Raw genomic sequence first — 24,952 nt, 5'->3', positions numbered from 1 at the left:
TCCCGCACCCGGGCCACAGCCCTCGGTAGGTAACCACCGGAAGGTCAACACGTGAAACCCTCCACCCGCAGACGCCTGTTCCGCGGAACCCTGTACGCCATCTTCGTGGTGGCGGTGGTCCTCGTCCTCCTCGCGGCCGACTGGGAGGCCGCCCGCGACAGCTTCCTCGACGCGGGCTCGGCGCAGGCCTCCTGGCCGGCGATCGTCACCACGGCGGCCAAGAACACCGTCCTCTACACGTTCATCGCCTTCCTCGGCGGACTGGTGCTCGGCCTGCTCCTGGCCCTGATGAAGCTCTCGCCGGTCGCGCCCTACCGCTGGGTGTCGACGGCCTACATCGAGCTTTTCCGCGGGCTGCCGGCCCTGCTGGTGATCTTCGGCTTCGCCTTCGCCGTCCCGGTCGCCTTCGACTGGCGGCCCCCGGGCGGCAGCGTCGGTGCCGGCCTGCTGGCCCTGATCATCGTCTCGGCGGCCTACATCGCCGAGACCATCCGCGCCGGCATCCAGGCCGTCCCGAAGGGGCAGGTCGAAGCCGCGAAGTCGCTGGGCATGAGCCCGACCTGGACGATGATCTCGGTCGTGCTGCCGCAGGCCTTCCGGATCATCACGCCACCACTGACCAACGAGCTGGTCATCATCATCAAGGACACCTCGCTGCTCTTCATCGCCGGGATGGCGCTCGGGGACCGCGAGCTGACGACCTTCGCCCGCGACATGGTCTCGCAGACCGCCAGCGCGACCCCGCTGCTCATGGCGGCCGCGGGCTACCTGATCATCACGCTGCCGCTGACCCAGCTGGTGGCGTACATGGAACGACGTCAGAAGATGGGACAGTGAGCCCGGTGAGCGCGAACCCACGTCCCGGCGGGACTCCCGCCATCGCCGTGCGGGACCTGCACAAGTCCTTCGGCAAGAACGAGGTCCTCAAGGGCATCGACTTCCACGTCGACCAGGGTGAGGTCGTCTGCGTGATCGGCCCCTCCGGGTCGGGCAAGTCCACGCTGCTGCGCTGCGTCAACCGTCTCGAGGAGCCCACGAGCGGGACGATCCTCGTCGAGGGCGTCGACATCACCGACCCGGAGACCAACCTCGAGCAGGTCCGCACCCGGATCGGCATCGTCTTCCAGCAGTTCAACCTCTTCCCGCACCTGAACGTCCTGCGCAACCTCACCCTGGCCCAGAAGCGGGTCAAGGGGCGCAAGACGGCCGAGGCGCAGGAGGTCGCGCGCCGCAACCTCGAGAAGGTCGGCATGGCCGGCCGGGAGAACGCCTACCCCGCGCAGCTCTCCGGTGGTCAGCAGCAGCGCATCGCCATCGCGCGGGCGTTGTCCATGGACCCGGACATGATGCTCTTCGACGAGCCGACCAGTGCGCTCGACCCCGAGCTCGTCGGCGACGTCCTCGAGGTCATGCGCACGCTGGCCAACGAGGGCATGACGATGATGGTCGTCACCCACGAGATGGGCTTCGCCCGCGAGGTCGGTGACCGCCTCGTCTTCATGGACGATGGCGTCGTCGTCGAGCAGGGCGACCCCCGGGAGATCCTGTCCAACCCGCAGGAGTCGCGCACCCAGGACTTCCTGTCCAAGGTGCTCTGAGGGGAGACCCGGCCCCGCCCCCTTCGCAACTGCTTAGGCTCCTGCGGCCCAGGCGCGCAACTGCTTAGGCTCCTGCAACCAAGAGGCGCAACTGCTTAGGCTCCTGCGGCCCAGGCGCGCAACTGCATAGGCTCCTGCGGCCGAGGCGCGCATCTGCTGAGGGCTCCTGCGAAGTCGGGGGTCAGGTGTGGGTCAGGCGCGCGATGACCGAGGGCAGGTCGGCCATGTCGGCGATGATCGCGTCCGAGTCCTCGAGCCAGTTATCGGGCGTGATGTCGCTGAGGTACCCGACGACCCTCATCCCGGCCGCCCGCGCGGCCTCCACACCGGCCTTGCTGTCCTCGACGACGACGCACCGGTCGGGCACGAAACCCATCGACTCGGCGGCCGCGAGGAAGACGTCCGGGGCCGGCTTGCCGTGCTCGACCTGCTCGGCACTGAAACGGGCCTCCTCGGGGAACAGGTCGACCAGACCGGCGGTGGTCAGCTTGCTGCCGATGGCCCGCCGGATCGATCCCGAGGCGACGCACACCGCGTGCCCGACGTCCTGGACGGCGACAACGGCCTCCCGCGCGCCCTCGATCGGCTCGAGACGCTCGTGGCTGCGCGCGAACTCGGCACGCCACCGCCTCTCCCACTCGGGGTCCGGGACCGCTCCGGTCATCTCGGCCATCGTGACCCGGTTGTCGGCGTAGGCCTTGCCGACGAAGGTCTGCACGGCGTCGTCCTCGGTGAAGTCGACTCCGGCGTCGATCATCATCGCGGTCCACGTCTGGATGTTGAGTCGCTCGCTGTCGACGAGCACGCCGTCGCAGTCGAAGACCACCAGCCAGCCCGAGCCCACCGCGCTCACCCGAAGTACCGGCCCATCGTCCCCGTGTGCGCCATGCGCATCTCGTCGAACGGCAGCGCGAGGACGTCCTGGACCCGCAGGTCCGTGCCATCGGTGACGCCCAGCCGGGCCATCGGCACGCCGTGCGTCTCGGCCACGGCGACGAGGTCGGCCAGGTCGCTCTCGGAGGAGACCGTGACGAGCGCACGTGCCGTGGACTCGGAGTACAGGGCGGTGAAGGCATCGACGCCGTCCCGCTCGAGGACCGGTGCCAGATCGACCGCGGCGCCGGTGCCGCCCTGGAGCACCGACTCCGCGAGCGCGATCGCGAGGCCGCCGTCGGACAGGTCGTGCGAGCTGGTGAGGAGCCCGCGGCGGACGGCCTCGACGAAGAACTCCGCGAGGGCCTTCTCCGCGGCCAGGTCCACCTTGGGGGGACGCCCGCCGATGTGTCCGTGGATCGCGTTGGCCCACTCGCCGCCGTCGAGCTCGTCTCGGGTCTCGCCGAGGAGGAGGACGATGTCCCCCGGCGCACCGAAGCCGGAGCCCACCGAGGTGGCGACGTCGTCGAGGACGCCGAGGACACCGACGACGGGCGTCGGGTGGATCGCGGTCTCACCGGTCTGGTTGTAGAACGAGACGTTGCCGCCGGTGACCGGGATGCCCAGCTCGAGGCAGGCGTCGAAGAGACCGGCCACGGACTGCTCGAACTGCCACATCACGCCCGGGTCCTCGGGGGAGCCGAAGTTGAGGCAGTCGGTGACGGCCAGCGGCAGCGCCCCGGCCACGGCCACATTGCGGTAGGACTCGGCCAGCGCCAGCTGGGCACCGGCGTAGGGGTCGAGCCGACCGAAGCGGCCGTTGCAGTCCGTGGAGACGGCGACGCCGAGCCCGGACTCCTCGTCGATGCGCACGATGCCGGAGTCGTGGGGCATGGCCTGCTTGGTGTTGCCCAGGACATAACGGTCGTACTGGTCGGTGATCCAGGACTTGTCGCACAGGTTGGGCGAGGCGAGCAGGTCGAGCAGCGTGCGACCGTGGTCGTCCGGGCGCGGGAGGGCGGAGCTGGAGTCCGCCCGGACCGCGTCGATCCACTCCGGCCGGGCGATCGGGCGGTGGTAGACCGGACCCTCGTGGGCGACGGTGCCCGGCTCGACGTCGACGACGGTCTCGCCGTGCCACGTGATGACGAGACGGTCGCCGTCGGTGACCTCGCCGAGGACGGCGGCCTCGACGTCCCAGCGGCCGGTGATCCGCAGGAAGTCGTCGAGCTTGTCGGGGGCGACGATCGCCATCATCCGCTCCTGCGACTCCGACATGAGGATCTCCTCGGGGGAGAGCGTGGAGTCGCGCAGCGGGACGCGGTCGAGCTCGACGTGCATGCCGCCGTCACCGGCGGACGCGAGCTCGGAGGTGGCGCACGAGAGGCCACCGCCACCGAGGTCCTGGATGCCCTCGACGACGCCCGCGGCGTAGAGGTCGAGGCAGCACTCGATGAGGACCTTCTCGGCGAAGGGGTCACCGACTTGGACGGCCGGGCGTTTGGTCGGGCCACCCTCGTCGAAGGACTCGGAGGCGAGGACGGAGACACCACCGATGCCGTCACCGCCGGTCTTGGCGCCGAAGAGGATGACCTTGTTGCCGGTGCCCGACGCGTTGGCCAGGTGCAGGTCCTCGTGCCGCAGCCGGCCGACGCACAGGGCGTTGACGAGGGGGTTGCCCTGGTAGCAGTCGTCGAAGACGGCCTCGCCACCGATGTTGGGCAGACCGAGGGAGTTGCCGTAGCCACCGACGCCCTTGACGACACCGGGCAGGACGCGGGCGGTGTCGGGATGGTCGATCGCACCGAAGCGAAGGGGGTCCATCACCGCGACCGGGCGGGCGCCCATCGCCATGATGTCGCGGACGATGCCGCCGATGCCGGTGGCCGCGCCCTGGTAGGGCTCGATGTAGCTCGGGTGGTTGTGCGACTCGACCTTGAAGGTCACCGCCCAACCCTGCCCGATGTCGATGACGCCGGCGTTCTCGCCGATGCCCGCGAGGGTCTTGCCCAGCGGGGTCTCCGCCGGCAGGTCGCCGAAGCGCCGCAGGTGGACCTTGGAGGACTTGTAGCTGCAGTGCTCGGACCACATGACCGAGTACATCGCCAGCTCCGCACTGGTGGGGCGCCGGTCGAGGATGTCGCGGATGCGCTCGTACTCGTCCTGCTTCAGGCCGAGCTCGGCCCACGGCTGGGCGGTGTCCGGGGTGGTACCGGCCTTCTCGACGGTGTCGAGGACGCTCGCGGTCTGCTGGCTCATGTCGGTCTCGCTCACGCGGACACCACCTGCTCGAGGACGGACGTGAAGACGGTGCGGCCGTCGAGCCCCGGGCCGAAGCCCTCCTCCACGGCGTGCTCCGGGTGCGGCATGAGGCCGACGACGTTGCCGCGCTCGTTGCTGATGCCGGCGATGTCGCGCGAGGAGCCGTTGGGGTTGACGCCGACGTACCGGAAGGCGACCCGGCCCTCCCCCTCGAGGCGGTCCAGGGTGTCCCTGTCGGCGACGAACTGACCGTCCTGGTTCTTCAGGACCACGGTGATCTCCTGGTCGGCCTCGAAGCCGTTCGTCCACGCCGTCGCGGCGTTCTCGACGCGCAGGACCTGGTCGCGGCAGAGGAACCTGCGGTGGTCGTTCTGGATCATCGATCCCGGCAGGAGGTGGGACTCGGTGAGGATCTGGAAGCCGTTGCAGATCCCGAGGACCGGCAGGCCCCCCTTCGCTGCGGTGATGACCTCGCCCATGACCGGGGCGAAGCGGGCGATGGCCCCGGCGCGCAGGTAGTCCCCGTAGGAGAAGCCGCCCGGGATGACGACCGCGTCGACCGAGTGGAGGTCCGCGTCGCCGTGCCAGAGGGCGAGCGGCTCGCCGCCGGCGATGCGCACGGCGCGGCGGGCGTCGGCGTCGTCGAGGCTGCCGGGGAAGGTGATGACGCCGATCTTCACGCGCCCGCCCCGGTGATCGGAGCCTGCTCGGGCTCGTCCGTCGTCAGCTCGTGGACGTTGACGACGTCCTCGATGACCGGGTTGGACAGGAGGGTCTCGGCGGCCTCGCGGGCGCTGGCCAGGTGTGTCTCGGTGACCTCGCCGTCGACGGAGAGCACGAAGCGCTTCCCCTGCCGCACATCGGTGAACTGGTCCAGCCCCAGTCGCGGCAGCGCACCGCGCACGGCCTGGCCCTGGGGGTCGAGGATCTCGGGCTTGAGCATGACGTCGACGACGATGCGTCCCACGGGGCGTCTCCTGGGTGCGAAGGGGGGTGCGTCCGCCGAAGAGTCTAGTTGGCCCGACCCCGACGCACCCCTGCGGTTCGATCCTCGGCAGGATGGGACCATGAGCAGCCGCTACACCGACCTCGTCCGACTCCTGCTCCGGCATGCCCGGAGCGACCTGCTCGCCGGAGCCCAGGTGGATGGCCTCACCGGGGGCGACGACATGCCCGAGGGTTCCGACGCACGGGCGCAGGCCTTCGCGAACGACCTGGAGAAGATGGGCCCGACGTACATCAAGATGGGCCAGCTGCTCTCGACGCGCTTCGACCTGCTGCCCCCGTCGTACACCGACGCGCTCACCCGACTGCAGGACACGGTCGAGCCCTTCTCCTTCGCCGAGGTCCGCGAGATCGTCGAGGGGGAGCTCGACATGCGGCTCAAGGACGCCTTCGCCTTCTTCGACGAGGAGCCGCTCGCGGCGGCCTCGCTCGGGCAGGTGCACCGGGCGACGACCCGCTCGGGCCGCGACGTCGTCGTCAAGGTGCAGCGCCCGGACGTGCGGGAGACGATCCGCGGCGACATGGACGTGCTGGACAAGGTCACCGGCCTGGTCGACAAGCACACCAGCGTCGGCAGCTCCTACGGTCTCAACCAGCTGCTCCACCAGTTCCGCCGCTCGCTCGTCGACGAGCTCGACTACCGCCGGGAGGCCCGCAACCTGCTGCGGTTCATCGAGCTGACCGAGGCGCACGACCGGCTGGTCGTGCCCGAGCCCGTGCTGCAGCTGACGACGACCCGGGTGCTGACGATGGAGCACATCGAGGGCCGCAAGGTGACCGACCTGGGGCCGTTGGCCCTCATCGACCTGGACGCCCGGCCGCTCGTGGAGCAGCTCTTCCACTGCTACCTGCAGATGATCCTCGACGAGGGCGTGCTGCACGCCGACCCCCACCCCGGCAACCTGCTCGTCACCGAGGACGGGCGGCTCGCGCTGCTCGACCTGGGGATGATCGCCACCGTGCCGCAGCGCGTGCAGACGCACGTGACCAAGCTCCTGCTGGCGATCAACGACGGGGACGGGGAGGAGGCCGCCGCCGTCCTGGCCGACATGGGACACGCGCTCGACGACTACGACGCGGCCGCCTTCCGCGACGACGTCGCCCACCTCGTCAGCGAGGCCATGGCCAGTGGCCCGGACCTCGAGGCCGGGCGGCTGCTCGTCGAGCTCTCCCGCCTCTCCGGGGTCCACGGGCTGCGCCCGCCGGCCGAGATGGCGATGATCGGCAAGGCCCTGCTCAACCTCGACCAGACCACCTCGCACCTCGACCCGGACTTCTCCCCCGCCGATGCGATCCGGGACAACGTCTCCGACATCTTCGCCTCGTCGCTGAAGACCTCCCCCGGCGGGCTGCTGGCCGCCGCGATCGAGGCCAAGGAGTTCACCGCCCACCTGCCCAAGCGCGCCAACCGCATCCTCGACTCGCTCGCCCGCGGCGAGCTGCGCGTGCAGATCGACGCGCTCGACGAGCAGCGGCTGCACCTCGTGCTCCAGCGCACCGCCAACCGGCTCACCCTCGGGCTGATCATCGCGGCGACGATCATCGGCGCCGCGATGATGATGAGCGTGGAGACCGAGGTGACCTTCCTGGGCTTCCCGGCGATCGCGATGCTCTTCTTCGTCGTCGCGGTGATGGCGGCGGTCGCGCTCGGCGTCCACATCGTGCTCACCGACCGCAAGGTCGCCCGCTACCATCCGTCGTCGCAGGACGACGGCTGATGTCGGTCGTCGTCACGGCTCGAGCTGCTCGACCCGCTCACCGTCCGCGAGCTGCAGGTTCAGCGTCACCTTGAACGCGTCCTCGCCTGCGGCCCTGCCCTGTGGCCACCACCCGAGGAAGCGTCCGTGCTCGACGGTCGCCGTCATCGTGTCGGGGGCCTCGAGCCGCTCGGGCAGGGCGGCGCCGACGTTGATCTCGACGCCGGTGACGTCCTCGCCGACGACGCCCATCATCATCGAGTAGCCGTCCCGGCCCAGGGCGTTGGCCCCCCACTGGAGCACCCTCACCTCGTCCGTGGCCATGTCGCCGGTGCTTCGACCAGAGCCGTGACCGGTATTGCGCACGTCGCCTGTCCCGACACCGTCGAGGACGCAGAAGCGGAACAACTCGGGCGTACCGTGCGCGAGCAGAGCCCGCTCCCCACGAACGCCCGCCGTGATCTCCTCGGGATCCTCCGACTGCAGCTCGGGGCAGGACTCGAGCAGCTGCGCCAACTGCTGCGAGGAGACGGCCTGCGGCTCCGGCGTCCAGCCGCCCGACGGGTCCGAGGAGCAGGACGCCAGGGCCACGACGACCGCACTGACCGCGAGCGCGTGCACGGCTCGACCGGCAGCACGGTGCGCGCTGACACAGGTCGAGGCGGTCGGACACGACTGTGAGTGGCGCTTCCCCATGCCCACGAGGCTGTCACGAACGAGCGCGTCCGTCAGCGCGGACGCATCATCCGCCGCCCCAGCGACGTGCCAGCTCCCTCACCACCGTGACGTTGCGGTTCGTCGCGACTCCGAGGTCCCGCTCGACCGCCCCGGGCAGCTTCGCCCCGCGGTAGTTCTCGGCCTCGGCGACCAGCAGGTGCACGGCGGCACCGCGGACCACGGCGGTCTCCCCCTTCGTCTCCCGTGCGGTGAAGGCGGCGACCGCCTCCGCGCTCGGCTCCTCCTTGAGGAACGAGACGTAGTGCGCCGCGACGACGAAGGGGGCCTCCCCCGCCACCGTGTCGGCCTCCGCGGCGACGCTCACCAGCTCGTCGAGCGTGAGCACCACGGTGGGTACCTCGAACCCCCGGTCGGCGGCGAAGGCCCGCTCGAGCGTCCGCGCCACCGCATCCGTCGAGCGCTGCCGGCTGGTCAGCAGCACGTTGCCGGTGTTGAGGTGCACCTGCACATCGGTGCCGACCGACTCGACGACTCGCTGCAGGTCGGCCTTGGGGAACTTCCGGCGGGCGCCGAGGTTGATCGCCCTGAGGAAGGCGACGTACGCGGGCATCAGCTGAAGCGTTCCCGCAGCTCGCGCTTGAGGATCTTGCCGCTCGGGTTCTTCGGCAGCTCGGGCAGGACCTCGATCCGCTTGGGCCGCTTGAAGGAGGCGAGTACTCCGGCGCAGTGTTCCTCGATCGCGGCGACGGTGAGCTCCGAGCCCTCCTTGGCGACGACGGTCGCGGTGACCGCCTCGACCCACTTCGGGTCCGGCAGGGCGAAGACCGCGACCTCCGCGACGTCGGGGTGGGCGTAGATCGCCTCCTCGACCTCGCGCGAGGCGACGTTCTCGCCGCCGGTCTTGATCATGTCCTTCTTGCGGTCGACGATCGTGATCCGGCCGTCCTCGTCGGCGATCGCCAGGTCCCCGGAGTGGAACCAGCCACCTTTGAAGGCCTCCGCGGTCTTCTCCCCGTTGCGCCAGTAGCCGGCCGCGATCTGCGGGCTGCGGTGGACCACCTCGCCGATCTCACCGACGGGCACCTCGACGCCGTCGTCGTCGACGAGCCGGGTCTCGACGTTGAGCACCGGGAAGCCGGCCGAGCCCGCGTGCGAGAGCTGCTCGTGCGGCGGCAGGATCGTCGCGACCGGGGCCAGCTCGGTCTGGCCGTAGAAGTTCCACAGGTCGACGTCCGGCAGCCGCTGCTGGATCTCCTTGAGGATCTCCACCGGCATCGGGGAGGCGCCGTAGTAGCCCTTGCGCAGCGAGGACAGGTCGGTGGTGTCGAAGTCCGCGTGGCGCAGCAGGCCGATCCACACCGTCGGCGGCGCGAAGTACTTCGTGACCCCGTGCTCGGCGATGGTGCGCAGCACGGTCGCCGGCTCCGGCGCGGGCAGGATGATGCTCGTCGCGCCGAGCATGAGGTCGGGCCCGAGGAAGCAGTCCAGCTGCGCGCAGTGGTACAGCGGCAGGGTGTGCAGGTCGATGTCGTCGCCGGTCATCCCGCCGTCGATGATCGCGCTGAGGTACTCGGCCTGCAGTGCGCGGGAGGTGAGCAGCGCTCCCTTCGGCCGGGACTCCGTGCCGGAGGTGTACATCAGCCGGATCGGGTCGTCGTCGGCGACCACCGGAGGGGTCCAGCCGGTCGCGTCGGTCGCGGCGAGGTCGGCGAAGGGGGCCCACTCCCCCTTCGCCTCCCCGGTGACGATGCGGGTGGGGACCGCCTGTCCACTCGCGGCGATCGCCTCGGTGGCGGTGTCCACGAACTCCGGCTGGGTGATGAAGGCGACCGGCTCGCTGTCGCCGACGATGTAACCGACCTCGTCCGCGGTGAGCATGAAGTTGATCGGGACGAGGATGACTCCCAGGCGGGCGGCGCCCCAGGCGATCGCCGCGAAGTCGGCGGAGTTGCGGCTGAGCAGGGCGACCCGGTCGCCCGGGTTGATGCCGTGACCGGCGAGACCGGCCGCCACCCGCGTGCACAGGTCGTCGAACTCGCGGTAACTCAGCCGCGTCTCGCCGTCGATGATCGCCGTCTTGTCCCGGAAGCGAGCAGCGCTGCGGCGCAGCACCTCCCCCAGTCCGTTGGCACGGGCGGTGGCCATCTGCATCTTCGTCGACATGGCCGCAGTCTGCCCCGCTGCGAGCCGGCGTGGAAGAGGTGATCACACTCCGCGTTGGCGATGCCGATGGTCCGGGAGGGCGAGCGCCGCCTCTGCTGCTGGCCAAGGTGCGGGCCCGGGCAACAGCCGGCAGCTAGGTGGTTGGACGGCTCCCGACGGCAGCCGTGCCGGCCACCGGCGTGGTCGGCTGCGGTCGTGCGACGGGGACCCGCCCGCGCGCGGCCCACAGGGCCACGACGCCGATGGCCAGACCGACCATGCCCACGGCGACGAAGGACGTGCGCGGATCGAGCAGGGTGCCGAGCAAGCCACCGACGGCGAGCGCGATCATCCCGCAGGACCGGGCGGCGCCCCCGACGAAGGCGACGACCCGTCCCCGCGTGCGGGCACCTGTCTCGGTCACCACGAGTGTCATGACGACCGCGTTGAGGCCACCGAGCAGGAGCCCGATCGAGACCACCAGGACCAGGTAGACCGACGTCCCGGGGGCGAGCCCCTCAGCGACCACGACGAGCGACATGGCCGGGATCGCCCACAGGACCGTGCGCGCCCGGGCGGTCGTCGTCCGGGCCGCCGACGCCAGCAGGGCCCCGATCGCGACTCCCACGCCGGCCATCCCCTCGGAGAAGCCGAAGAACCCGGAGCTGCCCCCGAGCACGTCCCTCACGAGGTACACCTCGATCGCGTTGACCGACTCGACGGCGATGATGAACGGCAGCACCGCCGCCGCCAGCAGGGTCAGCAGCGAGTGCCGCCGCAGGGCCGCGAGGCCGTCCAGTGGCAGCACCGTGCGAAGGATCCCCGACGGAGCGCTCGAGGCGGCGGACTCCCGCACCGGCAGCAGCGCGAGGCCGGCGCCCATCAGGACGACGAAGCTGGCCGCATCGAGGACGAAGGGGGTGGCCGCACCGACGTGCTGGACGAGCAGGCCGCCGAGGGCCGCACCGGTCGGTGCGGCCAGGGCCATCAGACCGTGGTGCAGGGAGACGAGTGTGCCGACGTCCTCCTCAGCGACGAGCCGGGGCAGGGCGACCATCCACGCCGAGTTGGCGAGGGCGAAGCCGGTCTGCAGCACGAAGGCAGCGCCCCCCGTCCAGGCCAGCCCCCCGGTGAGCGCCAGCACTACCGCGGCGACGAGCTGCAGCGCGACGGCACCCAGCACGACCGGGCGCGGGTCGGGTCGGTCGGCGAGCGCTCCGGCCACCCCGGCCAGCAGGACCATCGGCAGGGCGAAGAGCACGAGCACGACCGCCAGCGCGGACGACCCACCCCCCTCGGCGTGCACCCTCAGCAGGATGGCCACCCGGGCCGCCCCGTCCCCCACGACGGAGACGGCGAGGCCACCGAGCACCCACCGGGTGCGTCGGTCGCCCAGCAGCCGACCACAGTCGTGAAGCATCTGTTTCATATATGTGAAGGTAGTGCTTCACGCATGGGCGTGGCAATAGCATCGGCTCATGCCCAGAAAGCGGAGCGAGCTGCAGATCACGGATCCCACGGCCCTGCGCGTCCTCGCCCACCCGGCACGGCAGCGCCTCATCACCGAGCTCTTCGCCGGCGAGGTGCTCACCGCGACCGAGGCGGCGCAGCTCGTGGGCCTCACCCCGTCCGCCACGAGCTACCACCTGCGGGCGCTGGAGAAGGCGGGCGTCGTCGTGCGCGACGAGTCGACCTCCGACGCCCGGCAGCGCCCGTGGCGCGCCGCGGCGGACAGCTTCTCGATCCGCCCCGAGGCCTACCGGGACTCGGGCGTGGACGCCTGGGACGCGAACCTCTCCGGGTGGTTCACCGACATCCGGGCCGGCGTCCAGCGAGCGGAGCGGGCCATGACGGCGGGCCGCGACGACGTCGGTCGGATGAGCCACGGACGGCTGTGGCTCACGTGGGAGGAGGTCCAGGAGCTCGGCGACCGCATCGCGGAGATCACCGACGAGTACCGCGGCCGGACCCGCTCGGACCACCCCGAGGGCGCCCGCGCCTGGGACTCCTACGTCCTCATGCTCCCGATGGAGGAGATGGAGTAGCCCTCAGCCGCGGAAGGTCTGCCCCGTCAGCCGCTCGTAGGCCTCGACGTACTTCGCCCGGGTCTGCTCGACGACCCGGTCCGGCAGCGCGGGCGGCGCCTCGCCGGAGGACCTGTCCCAGCCGGACGCCGGCGAGGTCAGCCAGTCGCGGACGAACTGCTTGTCGTAGCTCGGCTGCTGCCGGCCCGGCTCCCACTGGTCCGCCGGCCAGAAGCGCGAGGAGTCGGGGGTGAGGAGCTCGTCCGCGAGGACGATCTCGGCGTCCGCCCCCCGGGAGCGGATCGCGGCCCGGGGGTCCTCCCCTTCGCCGAGATCGAGGCCGCGCAGGCCGAACTCGACCTTCGTGTCGGCGAGGATGATCCCGCGATCGGTGGCGATCTCGTTGCCGCGTTGGAGGATGCGCACGGTGAGGTCGCGGGCGCGCTCGGCGAGCGCCTGACCGACCTCGGCGACGACACCCGCGAAGGGGATCGGCTCGTCGTGCTCGCCGGCGGGCGCCTTGGTGGAGGGGGTGAAGATCGGCTCCGGCAGGCGGGACCCGTCGACGAGCCCGTCGGGGAGCTCGATCCCGCTGACCGCGCCGGTCGAGCGGTACTCGCCCAGGCCGCCACCGGTGAGGTAGGCGCGGGCGACGCACTCCACGGGGAGCATGTCGAGGCGCTCGACGAGGACCGCCCGGCCGGCCACGGCCGCGGGCACGTCGGTGGAGACGACGTGGTGCGGCACGAGGTCGGCGACCTGCTCGAACCACCACAGCGACATCTGCGTCAGCACCGCGCCCTTGTCCGGGATCGGGGTGTCGAGGACGAAGTCGTAGGCCGACATCCGGTCGCTGGCCACGAGGAGCAGCTGGTCCCCGCGGGGTGCGCCATCCGACCCGGTCGGGGCATACAGGTCGCGCACCTTGCCCGAGTAGACGTGGGCGTAGCCGGGCAGGTCGAGGGGGGCGTCACTCGTCATGGGGTCATCCTGACAGGCCGTCGTCAGGCCCGTCCCGGCGCTCCTCCTCCTTCATCTCCGCCTCGAAGATGTGTCGCTTCCCCTCCACGAGCTCGTACCGCGCGGCCACCTCCGCCGCGCGGAAGGGCGCGTAGTACCCGTCGTCGTACTCCTCGACGACCTGGTAGCTCCAGCGGTCCGGGAGCACGTTGCGTCCGACCAGATTCGTCTGCAGGTCGTCGGCCATCGCGGTGTGCCCGGCCTCGCGGAGCAGGCGCACGGCCTCCCCGAGCGTCAGGTCGGCGGTCCCGCACCGCCGGTGGAAGGCGTAGAGGTACCCGCGCGCCTCCTCGACGACCTCGAAGGCCTCCGACAGCTTGCCGAGGGCCTCGACGGTCCGGTCGTCCGTGCCCGTTGGTCTGCGGTGCGCATCGTCCATGGGGGTCACCTACCCGCTTGGAGCCGTCGCACGCGGGCACCACCCCGTCGACCTCCGGAGGGACGCGATGGCGTTCGCGGCGCGGATCCGTCTCCCCGGATCGCCGTGGTCGCGGTAGCGCGTCAGTCCCGGAGGCCAGATGGCCAACGCCGGGCGCCGGGCCCTTCGTCACCGTGGAGGTCGTCGGGGTTGTAGATCGGGCAGCTCGTCGTCGACAGGCAGCCGCACCCGATGCAGCCGGTGGTGGTGTCCCGCAGTCGCACGAGGGCATCGATGCGCTCCTGCAGCGCGTCGTGCCACGTGCGGGAGAGGCGCTTCCAGTCCCGGGAGGTCGGGGGCCGGTCGCGCGGCAGCGTCTCGAGCGCGGACCTGATCTCCTCCAGTGACAGGCCGAAGCGCTGGGCGGCCCGGACGAAGGCCAACCGCCGCAGGGTGTGCCGCGGGTAGCGACGCTGGTTGCCGGCGGTGCGGGTGGGATGCACCAGGCCCCTGGACTCGTAGAACCGGAGGGTCGGGACCGTGACGCCGGCGCGGCGCGCGGTCTCCCCGATCGTGAGCGGGTCGCGCTGGTCCATTGCCGTCGACCCTACCGGTTGACCTCAAGCGCACTTGAGGTCAGAGGGTGGCAGCATGACCTCACCCGGCCTCCCGCACCCCCGATTCGACCGGCCACCGCGCGCCCCGGGGCGTCTGCACATCCCGACCCCGGCGAAGGGGGCGGGTGCGCCCGAGGAGAGCGCGACGGGCGACGAGATCCCCTGCCTCACGGGCGATCCCGAGACCTGGTTCGCGGAGAGCCCGGAGGTGCTCGAGCACGCGAAGTCGCTCTGCGGCCCCTGCCCGCTGCGGGAGATGTGCCTGCAGGGCGCGCTCGAGCGCGGCGAGCCGTGGGGCGTCTGGGGTGGTGAGCTCTTCGACCGCGGGCGGGTCATCCCCCGCAAGCGGACCGCCGGCCGGCCGCGCAAGGATGTCGCAGCCTGACCCCCCCTTCGCAACTGCTTAGGCTCCTGCGAGTCCCGAACACCACACCCCTGCAACTGCTTAGGCTCCTGCGAATTCCCAACGCCACACCCCCGCAACTGCTTAGGCTCCTGCGAATCCCGGCGGCGCTAGGGGAGGCGGATCTCGTGGCGCGAGGCCCGCAGCGCGATGTCGGTGCGGTGGTGGCTGCCGGGGAAGTCGATCCGCTCGACGGCCTCGTAGGCACGCGTGCGCGCCTGCGCGAGATCGTCTCCGAGCGCGACGACGGAGAGCACGCGGCCACCCGAGGAGACGAGCTGCGGGAGGTCACCCTCGGCGACGATGCGCGTACCGGCGTGCAGCACGTGGACGTGCTCGGCCAGGTCGCTCGCGGCGAGGTCCTCGAGCCCGTCGATCCCGACCCCGGTCACCGGCGAGGACGGGTAGCCCTCCGCGGACAGGACGACGGTCACGGCGGACTCGGCGCTCCAGCGCAACGGCTCGAGGTCGGACAGCCCGCCGTCGGCGGCGGCGGCGAGGAGCACGCCCAGGGGCGAGTCGAGGCGGGCGAGGACCGACTGCGTCTCCGGGTCGCCGAAGCGGACGTTGAACTCGATCACCCGCGGGCCGGCGGACGTCAGGGCCAAGCCGACGTAGAGCACCCCGACGAAGGGGGTCCCGCGCCGGGCCATCTCGTCGACGACCGGCTGGGCCACCCGGGCGACGACGTCGTCGGCGAGCCCCTCGGGCGCCCAGTCGAGCGGGCTGTAGGCGCCCATGCCGCCGGTGTTCGGCCCCTCGTCACCGTCGAAGATGCGCTTGAAGTCCTGCGCGAGGTCCAGGGCGACGACCCGCGTGCCGTCGCAGATGCAGAAGAGGCTCGCCTCGGGCCCGTCGAGGAACTCCTCGATGACCACCCGGGCGTCGTCCCCCTTCGCCAGGCAGGCCCGGCCGTGCGCCATGGCGACCTCGCGCTCCTCGGTGACGACGACCCCCTTGCCGGCGGCGAGGCCGTCGTCCTTGACGACGTGGGGGGCGCCGAAGGCATCGAGCGCCTCGGCCAGCTCGTCCTCGCTCGTGCACACCCGCGCCAGACCGGTCGGCACGCCGGCGGCCGCCATGACCTCCTTGGCGTACGCCTTGCTGCCCTCGAGACGGGCGGCGTCAGCGCTCGGCCCGAAGCACCGGACCCCGGCCCGGCGCAGCGTGTCGGCGACACCGGCGACCAGTGGGGCCTCCGGCCCGATGACGACGAGGTCGACGGCGTGGCGCCGGGCCAGCTCGAGGACGGCGTCGGGGTCGGCTGCGTCGACCGGCACGTTGAGCGCGAGCGCGTCGGTGCCGGGGTTGCCGGGGGCGGCGATGACGGCGTCCACCGTGGGGTCGTGGGTCAGGGCACGCACCAGGGCGTGCTCGCGGGCGCCGGAGCCGAGGACGAGAACCTTCACGGGGTGAGCCTACGAGACCGGCGAGCAGTCGCGGGTCCCGTGCCCGGGACGCCCGGAGACGAAGGCGGGGCGCAGCTCTCGGCAAGCAGGGGGGTCTGCCGTGAGCTGCGCCCCGGGATCGCGGGTCCAGACATCAGGGGGGACACCGACCGCGCGACCACCGGCCGTAGCCGGTCTGCCCGATACTGGCATCCGGATGAAGGTGAAATCAAGTGCTCGGGTGGCGGTCGCAGCCGCACCCCTTCGGGACCGCCCGAGCGGCCGGGACCGGGCCGGGAGACCGCGTCCTCGGCGCGCCGCCCCTGCAACTAGACTCTCTCCTTCTGCCCAAGCTGGAGGGGAGCAGGACTCCATCGTGACCGACACCCATGTCGACGCCATCGCTGCCGAGATCGCCATCGAGCAGAAGCACCTGGACCGCGTGAACACCGAGCTGGCCAAGGCCGGCCGCCGAGCCGACCTCGTCGCCGTCGACGGCATGTCCCGCGGCCGCACGTCCCGGACGGGCGACGTGCGCGACGAGGAGATGTCCGGGCTCTTCGAGCGGGACGCGCTGGTCTACAACGCAGCCCGCCGCCGGGCGCACCTCGAGCACCAGCACGAGGGCCTCGTCTTCGGCCGCCTCGACCTCGAGGAGGACAGCGAGGACGAGCGCGAGATCCGCTACATCGGACGCCTCGGGGTCCGCGACGACGACTACGAGCCGCTCGTCATCGACTGGCGCGCGCCGGCCGCCTCGCCGTTCTACCGCGCGACCCCCGGCAACAACCTGGGCGTCATCCGCCGCCGGGTGCTGCGCAGCCGCGGCGAGGAGGTCATCGGCGTCGAGGACGACCTCATGGTCCCCGAGGCCCCGGACGACATGGTCGTCGTCGGCGACGGTGCCCTGCTGGCGGCCCTGACCCGCAGCCGCGGCCAGCAGATGCGTGACATCGTCGCGACCATCCAGGCCCACCAGGACGAGGCGATCCGCGCGACCGACCGCGGCATCACCGAGATCACCGGCGGCCCCGGCACGGGCAAGACGGTCGTCGCCCTGCACCGCGCCGCCTTCCTGCTCTACGCCAACCGCCGACGCTACGAGTCCGGGGGCATCCTCGTCATCGGCCCCTCCTCCGCCTATACCGCCTACATCGAGCGGGTCCTGCCCTCGCTGGGCGAGGACTCGGTGACGCTGCGCTCGCTCGGCGACGTCGTCGACGTCATCACCGCGGTGCGGCACGACCCCCCCGAGGTCGCCGCGCTCAAGGGCTCGCTGCAGATGCGCACCGTCCTGAAGCGACTGGCGACGATGGCCGTCCCCGGGGCCCCGACGAGCCTGCGCGTCATGGTCGACGGCCGGGCGGTCCACCTCGACGAGGGGACGCTCGCCGACATCCGCCGGCGGGCCCTGCGCGACCGCACCCGCAACCAGGCGACCAATGCCGTACGGGACCTGCTCGCCGAGGCCGCGTGGCGCCAGGTGCGCGAGGGGGACCGCGAGGAGTTCCTCGACGCCTTCGACAGCTCGATGGCCGTCGACACCTTCCTCGGTGAGTGGTGGCCGCAGGTCGATCCCCGCGAGGCCCTGCTGTGGCTCGAGGACACCGAGCTGGCCTACGACGTCTGCCGGTCGGTGCTCAGCCAGGGCGATGCCGCCGCGCTGGCGCACGCCACCCGCGAGACGCTCGAGCTCGGCACCTGGACCGTCGCCGACGCCGCCCTCATCGACGAGCTGTCCGTGCGCCTGGGGCTGGTCGAGCACGAGACGCCGGAGGAGCGCTCCTTCTTCGAGATCGAGGAGATGGACGGGGTCGAGGAGCTGCGCGCCATGGGATCGGCGATCAAGGACCCGCTCGTCGAGCACCACCTCAGCCCGACCAGCGCCCGCGACCGACTCCTGTACGACTACATCGGTCCCGCCGACGAGTACGCGCACGTGCTCGTCGACGAGGCCCAGGACCTCTCCCCGATGCAGTGGCGGATGATCGGGCGCCGTGGCCGTCGGGCCTCGTGGACCGTCGTCGGCGATGTCGCGCAGGCCTCGTGGCCGGACCCCGCCGAGGCCGATCGTGCACGCCGGGAGGCCTACGGGACCCAGCAGCTGCAGTCCTTCCACATGACGACGAACTACCGCAACGCGCAGGAGATCTTCGACTACGCGCGCCGGGTGATCCTGCCCGCCGTCCCCGATGCCGACATCCCGGACGCCGTGCGCGAGACCGGAGTCGACCCGGTCGAGGTGACCTTCGGGGACGCGCTGGACACCTCGCGCCCCGCTGTCGGCACGGTCGCCGAGCAGGCACTGGCCGACCTCGCGCAGGAGGTCGAGGGCTCGATCGCGGTCATCACCCCACAGCGGCACGCGGCGGCCGTACAGGCCCTCGCCGAGGGGTACGACGGCCGGGTCACGGTCATCGACCCGCTGTCGACGAAGGGCCTGGAGTGGGACGCGACGCTCGTCGTCGACCCGGACGCCATCGTCGACGAGTCCCCCGGTGGGGCGCGCATCCTCTACGTCGTGCTCACCCGCGCCGCCCACCGGATGACGGTCCTGCGGCCGACGGAGTGACGCCCGCGCCGCCGCGGGAACGGCCCCGGGAGCACACTGCTTCCGGGGCCATCCGTCTCGGAGTGGTCGGTCAGCCGCTCTTGCGGCGGAACATCTGCTGGGCGCCGCTGGTCTCGGCATCGTGCGTGCCGCCGACCTTGCCGCGGGCGCCATGGGGCGAGACATCCGCCCCGCCGTGCGACTGCTTCTTCTCCAACGCCTCCCGGAACTTCGCCTTCACGTCCTCGGGTGCGCTCTCGTGGTGACCCATGGGACCTCCCCTCGTCGCCGGAAGGGGCCGCGGGCGCGGCTCCTGACCCCCACCATGGCAGTGCCGGACCGGGGCGGCAACGGATTTGTCCGGGCGTTCACCGGATGAGCGTGCGCACCTGCCGGGCGATCTCGCCCTCCTCATCCGTGGCCACCACGAGCACCTGCACCGCGCTGTCGGGGGTGGAGATGACCACCGGCTCGTCCCGCTCCACGCCTACGCACGCGGCATTGGCCCTCTCATCGATCGCGATGCCGAGGAAGTCCAGCCCGGCCAGGGCGTCGGCACGCACCCGCGGGTTGTGCTCACCGACCCCGGCGGTGAAGGTGACGGCGTCGAGCCCCCCGAGGACCGCCGCGTACCCGCCGATGTACCGACGGATCCGTCGCGTGTAGACGGCGAGCGCCAGCCGCGCGGCCGGGACGCCCTCCTCGGCCTGCTCGACGACGTCGCGGACGTCGGTCAGCCCGCACAGCCCCTCGAGACCGCTGCGGTGGTTGAGCAGGTCCTCCACCGTCTCGACGTCCATCCCGCCCACGCGCTGCAGGTGGGTGACGATGGCCGGGTCGAGGTCCCCGCTGCGGGTGCCCATGACCAGGCCCTCGAGCGGGGTGAAGCCCATCGACGTGTCCACGGGGGCCTCGCCGCGGACGGCTGCAGCGGACGCGCCGTTGCCCAGGTGCAGCACGACCTGGCGAAGGGGGCCGCCCGCCTGCGCGGAGCGCTCCCCCAGTCGCTCGGCGACGACCCGCGACACGTACTCGTGGGAGGTCCCGTGGGCCCCGTAGCGCCGGATGCCGTGCCGGCGGGCCGTCGCGGTGTCGATGGCGTACGTGGCCGCGTCCTCGGGCAGGTCGTGGAAGAAGGCCGTGTCGAAGACGGCGACGTGGGGCACCGCGTCGAGCAGGCCGCGGGCGGTGCGGATGAGGGCGGCGTTGACGGGGTTGTGCAAGGGCGCGAGCTCGGCCAGGTCGTCGATGGTCGACAGCAGGTCGTCGTCGACGAGACGTGGCCCGTCGATGTCCGGGCCGCCCTGGACCACCCGGTGGCCCACCCCGTCGAGGTCGTGGCGCAGGTCGGGCCCGTGCTCGTCGAAGGCGGCGACCACGGCCTCGAGCGCCTCGCCGTGGTCGTCGCACCGCAGCTCCTGCTCGACCGGGTCGGCTCCCGCACGCTCGTGCGTGAGGCTCCCCGGCGGGTCGTCGGCGTCCCCACCGACGCGCTGCACCGATCCGCCGGCGAGCGGCTGTCCGTCGTCACCGACGAGGCGGTACTTCAGCGAGGACGAGCCGGTGTTGAGGACGAGGACGCTCACTCGTTGTCGCCGCCGGTGTCGGTGCCCGTCGCTCCCTCCACCCCGGCGGCCGACCACGTCCACTCGGCGACCTCCGGGATGTCGGCGCCGTGCACCCGGGTGTACTCGTGGGCGTCGTGGCGCGCGTCGACCATCCGCTGCCGCAGCCCGGCGGCCTTCTCGCCCAGCCCGGGCACGCGGTCGATGACGTCCATGACGAGGTGGTAGCGGTCGAGGTCGTTGAGCATCAGCATGTCGAAGGGGGTGGTGGTCGTCCCCTCCTCCTTGTAGCCGCGTACGTGGATGTTCGGGTGACCGGTCCGGCGGTAGGTCAGTCGGTGGATGAGGCTCGGGTAGCCGTGGAAGGCGAAGATCACCTGCTTGTCCGGGGTGAAGATCGTGTCGAAGTGGCGTGCGGACAGCCCGTGCGGGTGCTCGGCCGCGTCCTGCAGCCGCATGAGGTCGACGACGTTGACGACCCGGGTGCGCAGGGCGGGCAGCTCCTCGCGCAGGATCTTCGCGGCGGCGAGCGTCTCGATCGTCGGGACGTCCCCGGCGCAGGCGAGGACGACGTCGCAGCCGCCCGGCCCCTCCTCGGTGCCGGCCCACTCCCAGATGCCCACTCCGCGCGCGCAGTGGCGCTCCGCGTCCGCCATCGACAGCCAGGAGGGACCGGGTTGCTTGCCGGCGACGACGACGTTGATGTACTGCTCCGTGCGCATCACGTGGTGGAAGGTCGACAGGAGCGTGTTCGTGTCCGGCGGCAGGTAGACCCGCACGATCTCCGACTTCTTGTTGACAACGTGGTCGATGAAGCCGGGGTCCTGGTGGGAGAAGCCGTTGTGGTCCTGGCGCCACACGTGCGAGCTGAGCAGATAGTTCAGCGAGCTGATCGGGCGCCGCCAGCCGATCTCGTTGGTCACCTTCAACCACTTGGCGTGCTGGTTGACCATCGAGTCGACGATGTGGATGAACGCCTCGTAGCTCGACATCAGCCCGTGCCGCCCGGTGAGCAGGTACCCCTCGAGCCACCCCTGGCACTGGTGCTCGCTGAGCATCTCCATGACCTTCCCGACGCGGGACATCGGGTCGCCCTCGTCGGCCGGCAGGTAGTCGGCGAGCCACTGCTTGTCGGTCTCCCGGTACAGCCCACCCAGGCGGTTGGACGCGGTCTCGTCGGGACCGAAGACCCGGTAGTTGTCCGGGTTCGCGGCCATGACCTCGGCCAGCCAGGTGCCCAGCACCCGGGTGGGCTCGGCGACGACCCTCCCGGGCTCCCGGACGTCGACAGCGTGCGGTGCGACCGGTGGCAGGACGAGCTTGCGCAGCCGCCGTCCCCCGTTGGCCTGGGGCACCGCGCCCATGCGCAGGTCACCCTCCGGCGCGAGCGAGGCGATGTCCTCGTGCAGCCGGCCGTCCTCGTCGAAGAGCTCCTCCGGCCGATACGAGGCCAGCCAGGCGCGCAGGTCCTCGAGGTGCTCGTCCGTGTCACGGGCGTTGGCCAGCGGCACCTGGTGGCTGCGCCAGTGGCCGAGCGTCTGGTGGCCGTCGATGAGCTCCGGCCCGGTCCACCCCTTCGGCGTCCGCAGCACGATCATCGGCCAGCGGGGACGCTCGGCGTCCTCGGCGCCCTGCCGGGCCGCGGTGGCGCGCGCGTCGGCGATCCGGTCGAGCACGTCGTCGAGCTGCTCGGCGAAGCGCCGGTGGATCTCGGCCGGTGACTCGTCGTCGAAGCCGGCCTCGAAGACGACGGGGGTGTGGCCGTACCCGCGCATCAGCGCCTCGAGCTCCTCGTCACCGATCCGGGCGAGGACCGTCGGGTTGGCGATCTTCCACCCGTTGAGGTGCAACACCGGCAGGACGACGCCGTCGGTGACCGGGTTGAGGAACTTGTTGCCGTGCCAGCCCGTGGCGAGCGCCCCGGTCTCGGCCTCGCCGTCACCGACGACGGTGAGGACGAGCAGGTCCGGGTCGTCGAAGGCCGCCCCGTAGGCGTGGGACAACGAGTAGCCGAGCTCACCCCCTTCGTGGATGGAGCCGGGCGTCTCCGGAGCGACGTGGCTGGGGATGCCGCCCGGGAAGGAGAACTGGGTGAACAGCCGCTGCAGGCCCTCGGTGTCCCGGCTGATCCGCGGGTAGGTCTCGGAGTAGGTGCCCTCGAGGTAGGTGGCGGCGACGAGGCCGGGCCCGCCGTGGCCGGGGCCGGTCACGAAGAGGGTGGGCTGCTGCCGCTCGGCGATGGCCCGGTTGAGGTGGGCGTAGAGGAAGGTCAGGCCGGGTGTGGTGCCCCAGTGGCCCAGCAGGCGAGGCTTGACGTGCTCACGCTGCAGGGGCTGGCGCAGGAGCGGGTTGCCCATGAGGTAGATCTGCCCCACGGACAGGTAGTTCGCCGCACGCCACCACCGGTCGATCCGCTCGAGGGTGGCAGCGTCCAGAGCCGGTGCGTCGGTCTCGTCGCGGCGCCGCCACGGGGTCGGTGCAGACATGGGTCCTCCGTGATCGGGTGGACCTCCATCCAAGCCACCGACCCGTGAGAAGGCAATGGCCCGGCGTGGTTCTCAGGCGTCGAGCAGCGGGTGGCGCTGGATGATCTCGTCGCGGCCGGGGCCGACGCCGATCGCCGAGACCCGGGCACCGATGAGCTCCTCGGCGCGCAGGACATAGGCCTGGGCGTTGGCCGGCAGCTCGTCGAACGAGCGGCACTGGGTGATGTCCTCCCACCAGCCGTCGAGGTACTCGTAGATCGGCTGGGCGTGGTGGACGTCGGACTGGTTGACCGGCATCTGGTCGACCCTCTCGCCGTCGATCTCGTAGGCGACGCAGATCGGCACGCGCTCGAGACCGGTGAGGACGTCGAGCTTGGTGATGACGAAGTCGGTGACGCCGTTGATCCGGGTCGCGTAGCGACCGACGACGGCGTCGAGCCAGCCGGTGCGACGTGGGCGCCCGGTCGTCGTGCCGTACTCGTGCCCGGTCTTGCGCAGGAACTCCCCGTCGTCGTCGAACAGCTCCGTCGGGAAGGGGCCCTCACCGACACGGGTCGAGTAGGCCTTGAGGATCGCGATGACGCGGCTGACCCGGGTCGGCGGGATGCCGGAGCCGGTGCACGCGCCGCCGGCGGTCGCCGAGGAGGAGGTGACGAAGGGGTAGGTGCCGTGGTCGACGTCGAGCAGCGTCGCCTGGCCCGCCTCGAGCAGGACGTTCTTGCCCGCATCGAGCGCCTGCTCCAGCTCGAGGCTGGTGTCGGTGACCATCGGGCGCAGCCGGTCGGCGTAGGACAGCAGCTCCTCGACGACGAGGTCCACGTCCGCGGCGCGGGTGTTGTAGACCTTGGCCATCACCTGGTTCTTGAGGGAGAGCGCGGCCTCGACCTTCTGCCGCAGGATGCCCTCGTCGAAGACGTCCTGCACCCGGATGCCGACACGGTTCATCTTGTCGGCGTAGGTCGGCCCGATGCCGCGGCCCGTCGTGCCGATCTTGCGCTTGCCGAGGAAGCGCTCGGTGACCTTGTCCAGGGTGCGGTTGTACGGCGGGATGATGTGCGCGTTGGCGCTCAGGCGCAGCTTGGCGACATCGACGCCCCGCGCCTCGAGTCCGGCGAGCTCCTCGAAGAGGACCTCGAGGTCGACGACGACTCCGTTGCCGATGACCGGGATGACGGTCGGGGTGAGGATGCCGGAGGGCAGCAGGTGCAGCGCATACTTCTCGCCGTCGATGACCACGGTGTGACCGGCGTTGTTGCCACCGTTGAACTTCACGACGTAGTCGACGTCGCTGCCCATCAGGTCGGTGGCCTTGCCCTTGCCCTCGTCGCCCCACTGGGCGCCGATCAGCACGATCGCCGGCATCGGTCCTCCTCGCCCGCCTCGCGAGCGGGGTCTCGACAACACTCAGCCGCGGGGCTCCCCCGCGGCTGCTCACCGGGACAGTCTAGCGATCGGCCCCCGACAACCGGCCGTCGCGCTCGAGGGCGGCGCCCAGCTGGAATCGGGTGTCCACCCCGTAGCGGTCCATCAGGGCGGCCACCCGGCGGCGCACGGTGCGCAGGCCGACGTGCAGGGTGCGCGCGATCATCTCGTCCTTCGCGCCGAGGGCGAGCATCCGCACCAGCGCCTCGTCCGACCGCCCGTCGGGCGGCTCGATCCCGGGAGCCCGCGCCCACATGAGGTCGAACCAGGCCGCGAAGCAGCCCACCAGGGCCGGGTTACGGATGAAGACGTACGGCGCGTGCGGGTCGCCCCAGATCTCCAGGGTGATCACTGCTTCATGGCCGAGGACGAGGAACTCGGTGCCGCAGAGGTCGGTGACGCGCTGCTCCTGCCCGGCCTCCCGCCTGGCGGCGAGCTGGCTGCGTCCGAGGTCGGTCTCGAGGACCGCGGGGTGGACGAGGGTGCGCTGCTGCTGGCCCTCGAGCGCGCGGTTGCGCTCGTTGCGGGTGTTGACGTCCTCGCTGCCGGCGCCGACCTCGATCGACAGCATGACGTTGTCGACGCGGTCCACCTCCCCGGCGACCCGGTCGATCATGGGCGCGGCCACCTCCTGGGTGAGCACCTGCACGCCGGGGTCGTCACCGAAGTCGATGTTGTGCATCCGGGCCCGCAGCGTCATCAGGGCGTCGCCGATGTCGGCCAGGCGACCGCGCGCGGCCTCGAGCTGGATCGAGTCGTTGATCAGGTGCGACTCGAGGCGGCGCAGCGGCTCGTCGTCGAAGTCGGGGGAAGGAGACATGATTGGCAGGTTAGTGTCACTGTCCTCTTCATGCCGTTCTTCG

23 protein-coding genes are annotated in these 24,952 nt (G+C 71.4%); 6 read left to right on the top strand and 17 right to left on the bottom strand.

All coding sequences use genetic code 11. The features are described from left to right. Window positions 1-51 precede the first annotated feature (51 nt). Together PVE36_RS01045 and PVE36_RS01040 are read left to right on the top strand one after the other, a co-directional pair. Window positions 52-837 carry an amino acid ABC transporter permease gene (locus PVE36_RS01045; RefSeq protein WP_277454027.1) on the top strand — a complete coding sequence of 262 codons (786 nt, stop codon included), beginning with the start codon at window positions 52-54 and terminating at the stop codon, window positions 835-837. A 5-nt stretch (window positions 838-842) separates the two neighbouring features. Next, on the top strand, window positions 843-1,598 hold the full coding sequence (locus PVE36_RS01040) for an amino acid ABC transporter ATP-binding protein (RefSeq protein WP_277454026.1): 756 nt from the start codon (window positions 843-845) through the stop codon (window positions 1,596-1,598). Window positions 1,599-1,779: 181 nt separating this feature from the next. On the opposite strand, the gene PVE36_RS01035 is transcribed toward PVE36_RS01040, so the two are convergent. From PVE36_RS01035 to purS, 4 genes are read right to left on the bottom strand one after another with little or no spacing between them, the layout of a single operon-like run. Continuing rightward, entirely contained in the window at window positions 1,780-2,451 is a 672-nt protein-coding gene (locus tag PVE36_RS01035; protein ID WP_277454025.1) for an HAD family phosphatase, read from the bottom strand. Next, entirely contained in the window at window positions 2,448-4,730 is a 2,283-nt protein-coding gene (purL, locus tag PVE36_RS01030) for a phosphoribosylformylglycinamidine synthase subunit PurL (RefSeq protein WP_277455887.1), read from the bottom strand. Before purL ends, PVE36_RS01035 begins: the two co-directional genes overlap by 4 nt. Window positions 4,731-4,741: 11 nt before the next feature. Continuing rightward, the gene (gene purQ, locus PVE36_RS01025) at window positions 4,742-5,413 is read right to left on the bottom strand and encodes a phosphoribosylformylglycinamidine synthase subunit PurQ (protein WP_277454023.1); all 672 of its coding nucleotides are present in this window, start codon (window positions 5,411-5,413) and stop codon (window positions 4,742-4,744) included. After that, window positions 5,410-5,700 carry a phosphoribosylformylglycinamidine synthase subunit PurS gene (gene purS, locus PVE36_RS01020; protein WP_277238687.1) on the bottom strand — a complete coding sequence of 97 codons (291 nt, stop codon included), beginning with the start codon at window positions 5,698-5,700 and terminating at the stop codon, window positions 5,410-5,412. The genes purQ and purS overlap by 4 nt, the downstream gene beginning before the upstream one ends. 100 nt (window positions 5,701-5,800) lie before the next feature. On the opposite strand from purS, the gene PVE36_RS01015 reads away from it, so the two are divergent. Continuing rightward, window positions 5,801-7,456, top strand: coding sequence for an AarF/UbiB family protein (locus PVE36_RS01015; protein ID WP_277454022.1), 1,656 nt, complete (start codon window positions 5,801-5,803; stop codon window positions 7,454-7,456). Window positions 7,457-7,468: 12 nt separating this feature from the next. On the opposite strand, the gene PVE36_RS01010 is transcribed toward PVE36_RS01015, so the two are convergent. The 4 genes from PVE36_RS01010 to PVE36_RS00995 form a co-directional block, all read right to left on the bottom strand. Further along, complete coding sequence (locus PVE36_RS01010) at window positions 7,469-8,056, bottom strand: hypothetical protein (RefSeq protein WP_277454021.1); 588 nt, start codon at window positions 8,054-8,056, stop codon at window positions 7,469-7,471. A gap of 121 nt (window positions 8,057-8,177) precedes the next feature. Beyond that, window positions 8,178-8,723 carry a DUF1697 domain-containing protein gene (locus PVE36_RS01005; RefSeq protein ID WP_277454020.1) on the bottom strand — a complete coding sequence of 182 codons (546 nt, stop codon included), beginning with the start codon at window positions 8,721-8,723 and terminating at the stop codon, window positions 8,178-8,180. Beyond that, entirely contained in the window at window positions 8,723-10,276 is a 1,554-nt protein-coding gene (locus PVE36_RS01000; RefSeq protein WP_277454018.1) for a fatty acyl-CoA synthetase, read from the bottom strand. The genes PVE36_RS01005 and PVE36_RS01000 overlap by 1 nt, the downstream gene beginning before the upstream one ends. Window positions 10,277-10,409: 133 nt before the next feature. After that, window positions 10,410-11,684 carry an MFS transporter gene (locus PVE36_RS00995; RefSeq protein ID WP_277454017.1) on the bottom strand — a complete coding sequence of 425 codons (1,275 nt, stop codon included), beginning with the start codon at window positions 11,682-11,684 and terminating at the stop codon, window positions 10,410-10,412. A gap of 49 nt (window positions 11,685-11,733) precedes the next feature. Here PVE36_RS00995 and PVE36_RS00990 point away from each other — a divergent pair, with 49 nt between their 5' ends. Then, complete coding sequence (locus tag PVE36_RS00990) at window positions 11,734-12,300, top strand: helix-turn-helix domain-containing protein (protein WP_277454016.1); 567 nt, start codon at window positions 11,734-11,736, stop codon at window positions 12,298-12,300. Window positions 12,301-12,303: 3 nt separating this feature from the next. On the opposite strand, the gene PVE36_RS00985 is transcribed toward PVE36_RS00990, so the two are convergent. The 3 genes from PVE36_RS00985 to soxR form a co-directional block, all read right to left on the bottom strand. After that, window positions 12,304-13,260: a phosphoribosylaminoimidazolesuccinocarboxamide synthase gene (locus PVE36_RS00985; RefSeq protein ID WP_277454015.1), complete on the bottom strand. Its 957-nt coding sequence runs from the start codon at window positions 13,258-13,260 to the stop codon at window positions 12,304-12,306. A gap of 4 nt (window positions 13,261-13,264) precedes the next feature. After that, the gene (locus PVE36_RS00980; protein ID WP_277454014.1) at window positions 13,265-13,678 is read right to left on the bottom strand and encodes a hypothetical protein; all 414 of its coding nucleotides are present in this window, start codon (window positions 13,676-13,678) and stop codon (window positions 13,265-13,267) included. Window positions 13,679-13,800: 122 nt separating this feature from the next. After that, on the bottom strand, window positions 13,801-14,253 hold the full coding sequence (gene soxR / locus PVE36_RS00975) for a redox-sensitive transcriptional activator SoxR (protein WP_277454013.1): 453 nt from the start codon (window positions 14,251-14,253) through the stop codon (window positions 13,801-13,803). Window positions 14,254-14,308: 55 nt separating this feature from the next. On the opposite strand from soxR, the gene PVE36_RS00970 reads away from it, so the two are divergent. After that, window positions 14,309-14,659, top strand: a complete 351-nt coding sequence (locus PVE36_RS00970; RefSeq protein ID WP_277454012.1) for a WhiB family transcriptional regulator — start codon at window positions 14,309-14,311, stop codon at window positions 14,657-14,659. Between the two features lie 128 nt (window positions 14,660-14,787). Here PVE36_RS00970 and purD read toward each other — a convergent pair whose 3' ends face one another. Further along, on the bottom strand, window positions 14,788-16,086 hold the full coding sequence (purD, locus tag PVE36_RS00965) for a phosphoribosylamine--glycine ligase (protein ID WP_277454011.1): 1,299 nt from the start codon (window positions 16,084-16,086) through the stop codon (window positions 14,788-14,790). A gap of 355 nt (window positions 16,087-16,441) precedes the next feature. On the opposite strand from purD, the gene PVE36_RS00960 reads away from it, so the two are divergent. Continuing rightward, entirely contained in the window at window positions 16,442-18,637 is a 2,196-nt protein-coding gene (locus PVE36_RS00960) for an AAA family ATPase (RefSeq protein WP_277454009.1), read from the top strand. Between the two features lie 70 nt (window positions 18,638-18,707). Here the strand turns inward: PVE36_RS00960 and PVE36_RS00955 are convergent, their stop codons facing one another. The 5 genes from PVE36_RS00955 to PVE36_RS00935 all read right to left on the bottom strand — a co-directional run bounded on the left by PVE36_RS00955 (window position 18,708) and on the right by PVE36_RS00935 (window position 24,909). Then, a complete protein-coding gene (locus PVE36_RS00955) occupies window positions 18,708-18,887 on the bottom strand; it encodes a DUF5302 domain-containing protein (RefSeq protein ID WP_277454008.1) in 180 nt (59 codons plus the stop codon). A gap of 97 nt (window positions 18,888-18,984) precedes the next feature. Further along, complete coding sequence (locus tag PVE36_RS00950) at window positions 18,985-20,202, bottom strand: acetate kinase (RefSeq protein WP_277454007.1); 1,218 nt, start codon at window positions 20,200-20,202, stop codon at window positions 18,985-18,987. Further along, window positions 20,199-22,667 (bottom strand): phosphoketolase family protein, encoded by a 2,469-nt coding sequence (locus PVE36_RS00945; protein WP_277454005.1) that lies wholly within the window; start codon window positions 22,665-22,667, stop codon window positions 20,199-20,201. The genes PVE36_RS00950 and PVE36_RS00945 overlap by 4 nt, the downstream gene beginning before the upstream one ends. A gap of 72 nt (window positions 22,668-22,739) precedes the next feature. After that, window positions 22,740-24,029, bottom strand: coding sequence for an adenylosuccinate synthase (locus PVE36_RS00940; RefSeq protein ID WP_277454003.1), 1,290 nt, complete (start codon window positions 24,027-24,029; stop codon window positions 22,740-22,742). Window positions 24,030-24,111: 82 nt separating this feature from the next. Beyond that, window positions 24,112-24,909 (bottom strand): hypothetical protein, encoded by a 798-nt coding sequence (locus tag PVE36_RS00935; protein WP_277454001.1) that lies wholly within the window; start codon window positions 24,907-24,909, stop codon window positions 24,112-24,114. Between the last annotated feature and the right edge of the window lie 43 nt (window positions 24,910-24,952).

It is taken from the genome of Janibacter sp. DB-40, assembly GCF_029510815.1.
GTDB lineage: Bacteria > Actinomycetota > Actinomycetes > Actinomycetales > Dermatophilaceae > Janibacter.
Note: the sequence above shows the minus strand (reverse complement) of the source record. Positions and strands in the feature narration are given on the sequence as shown.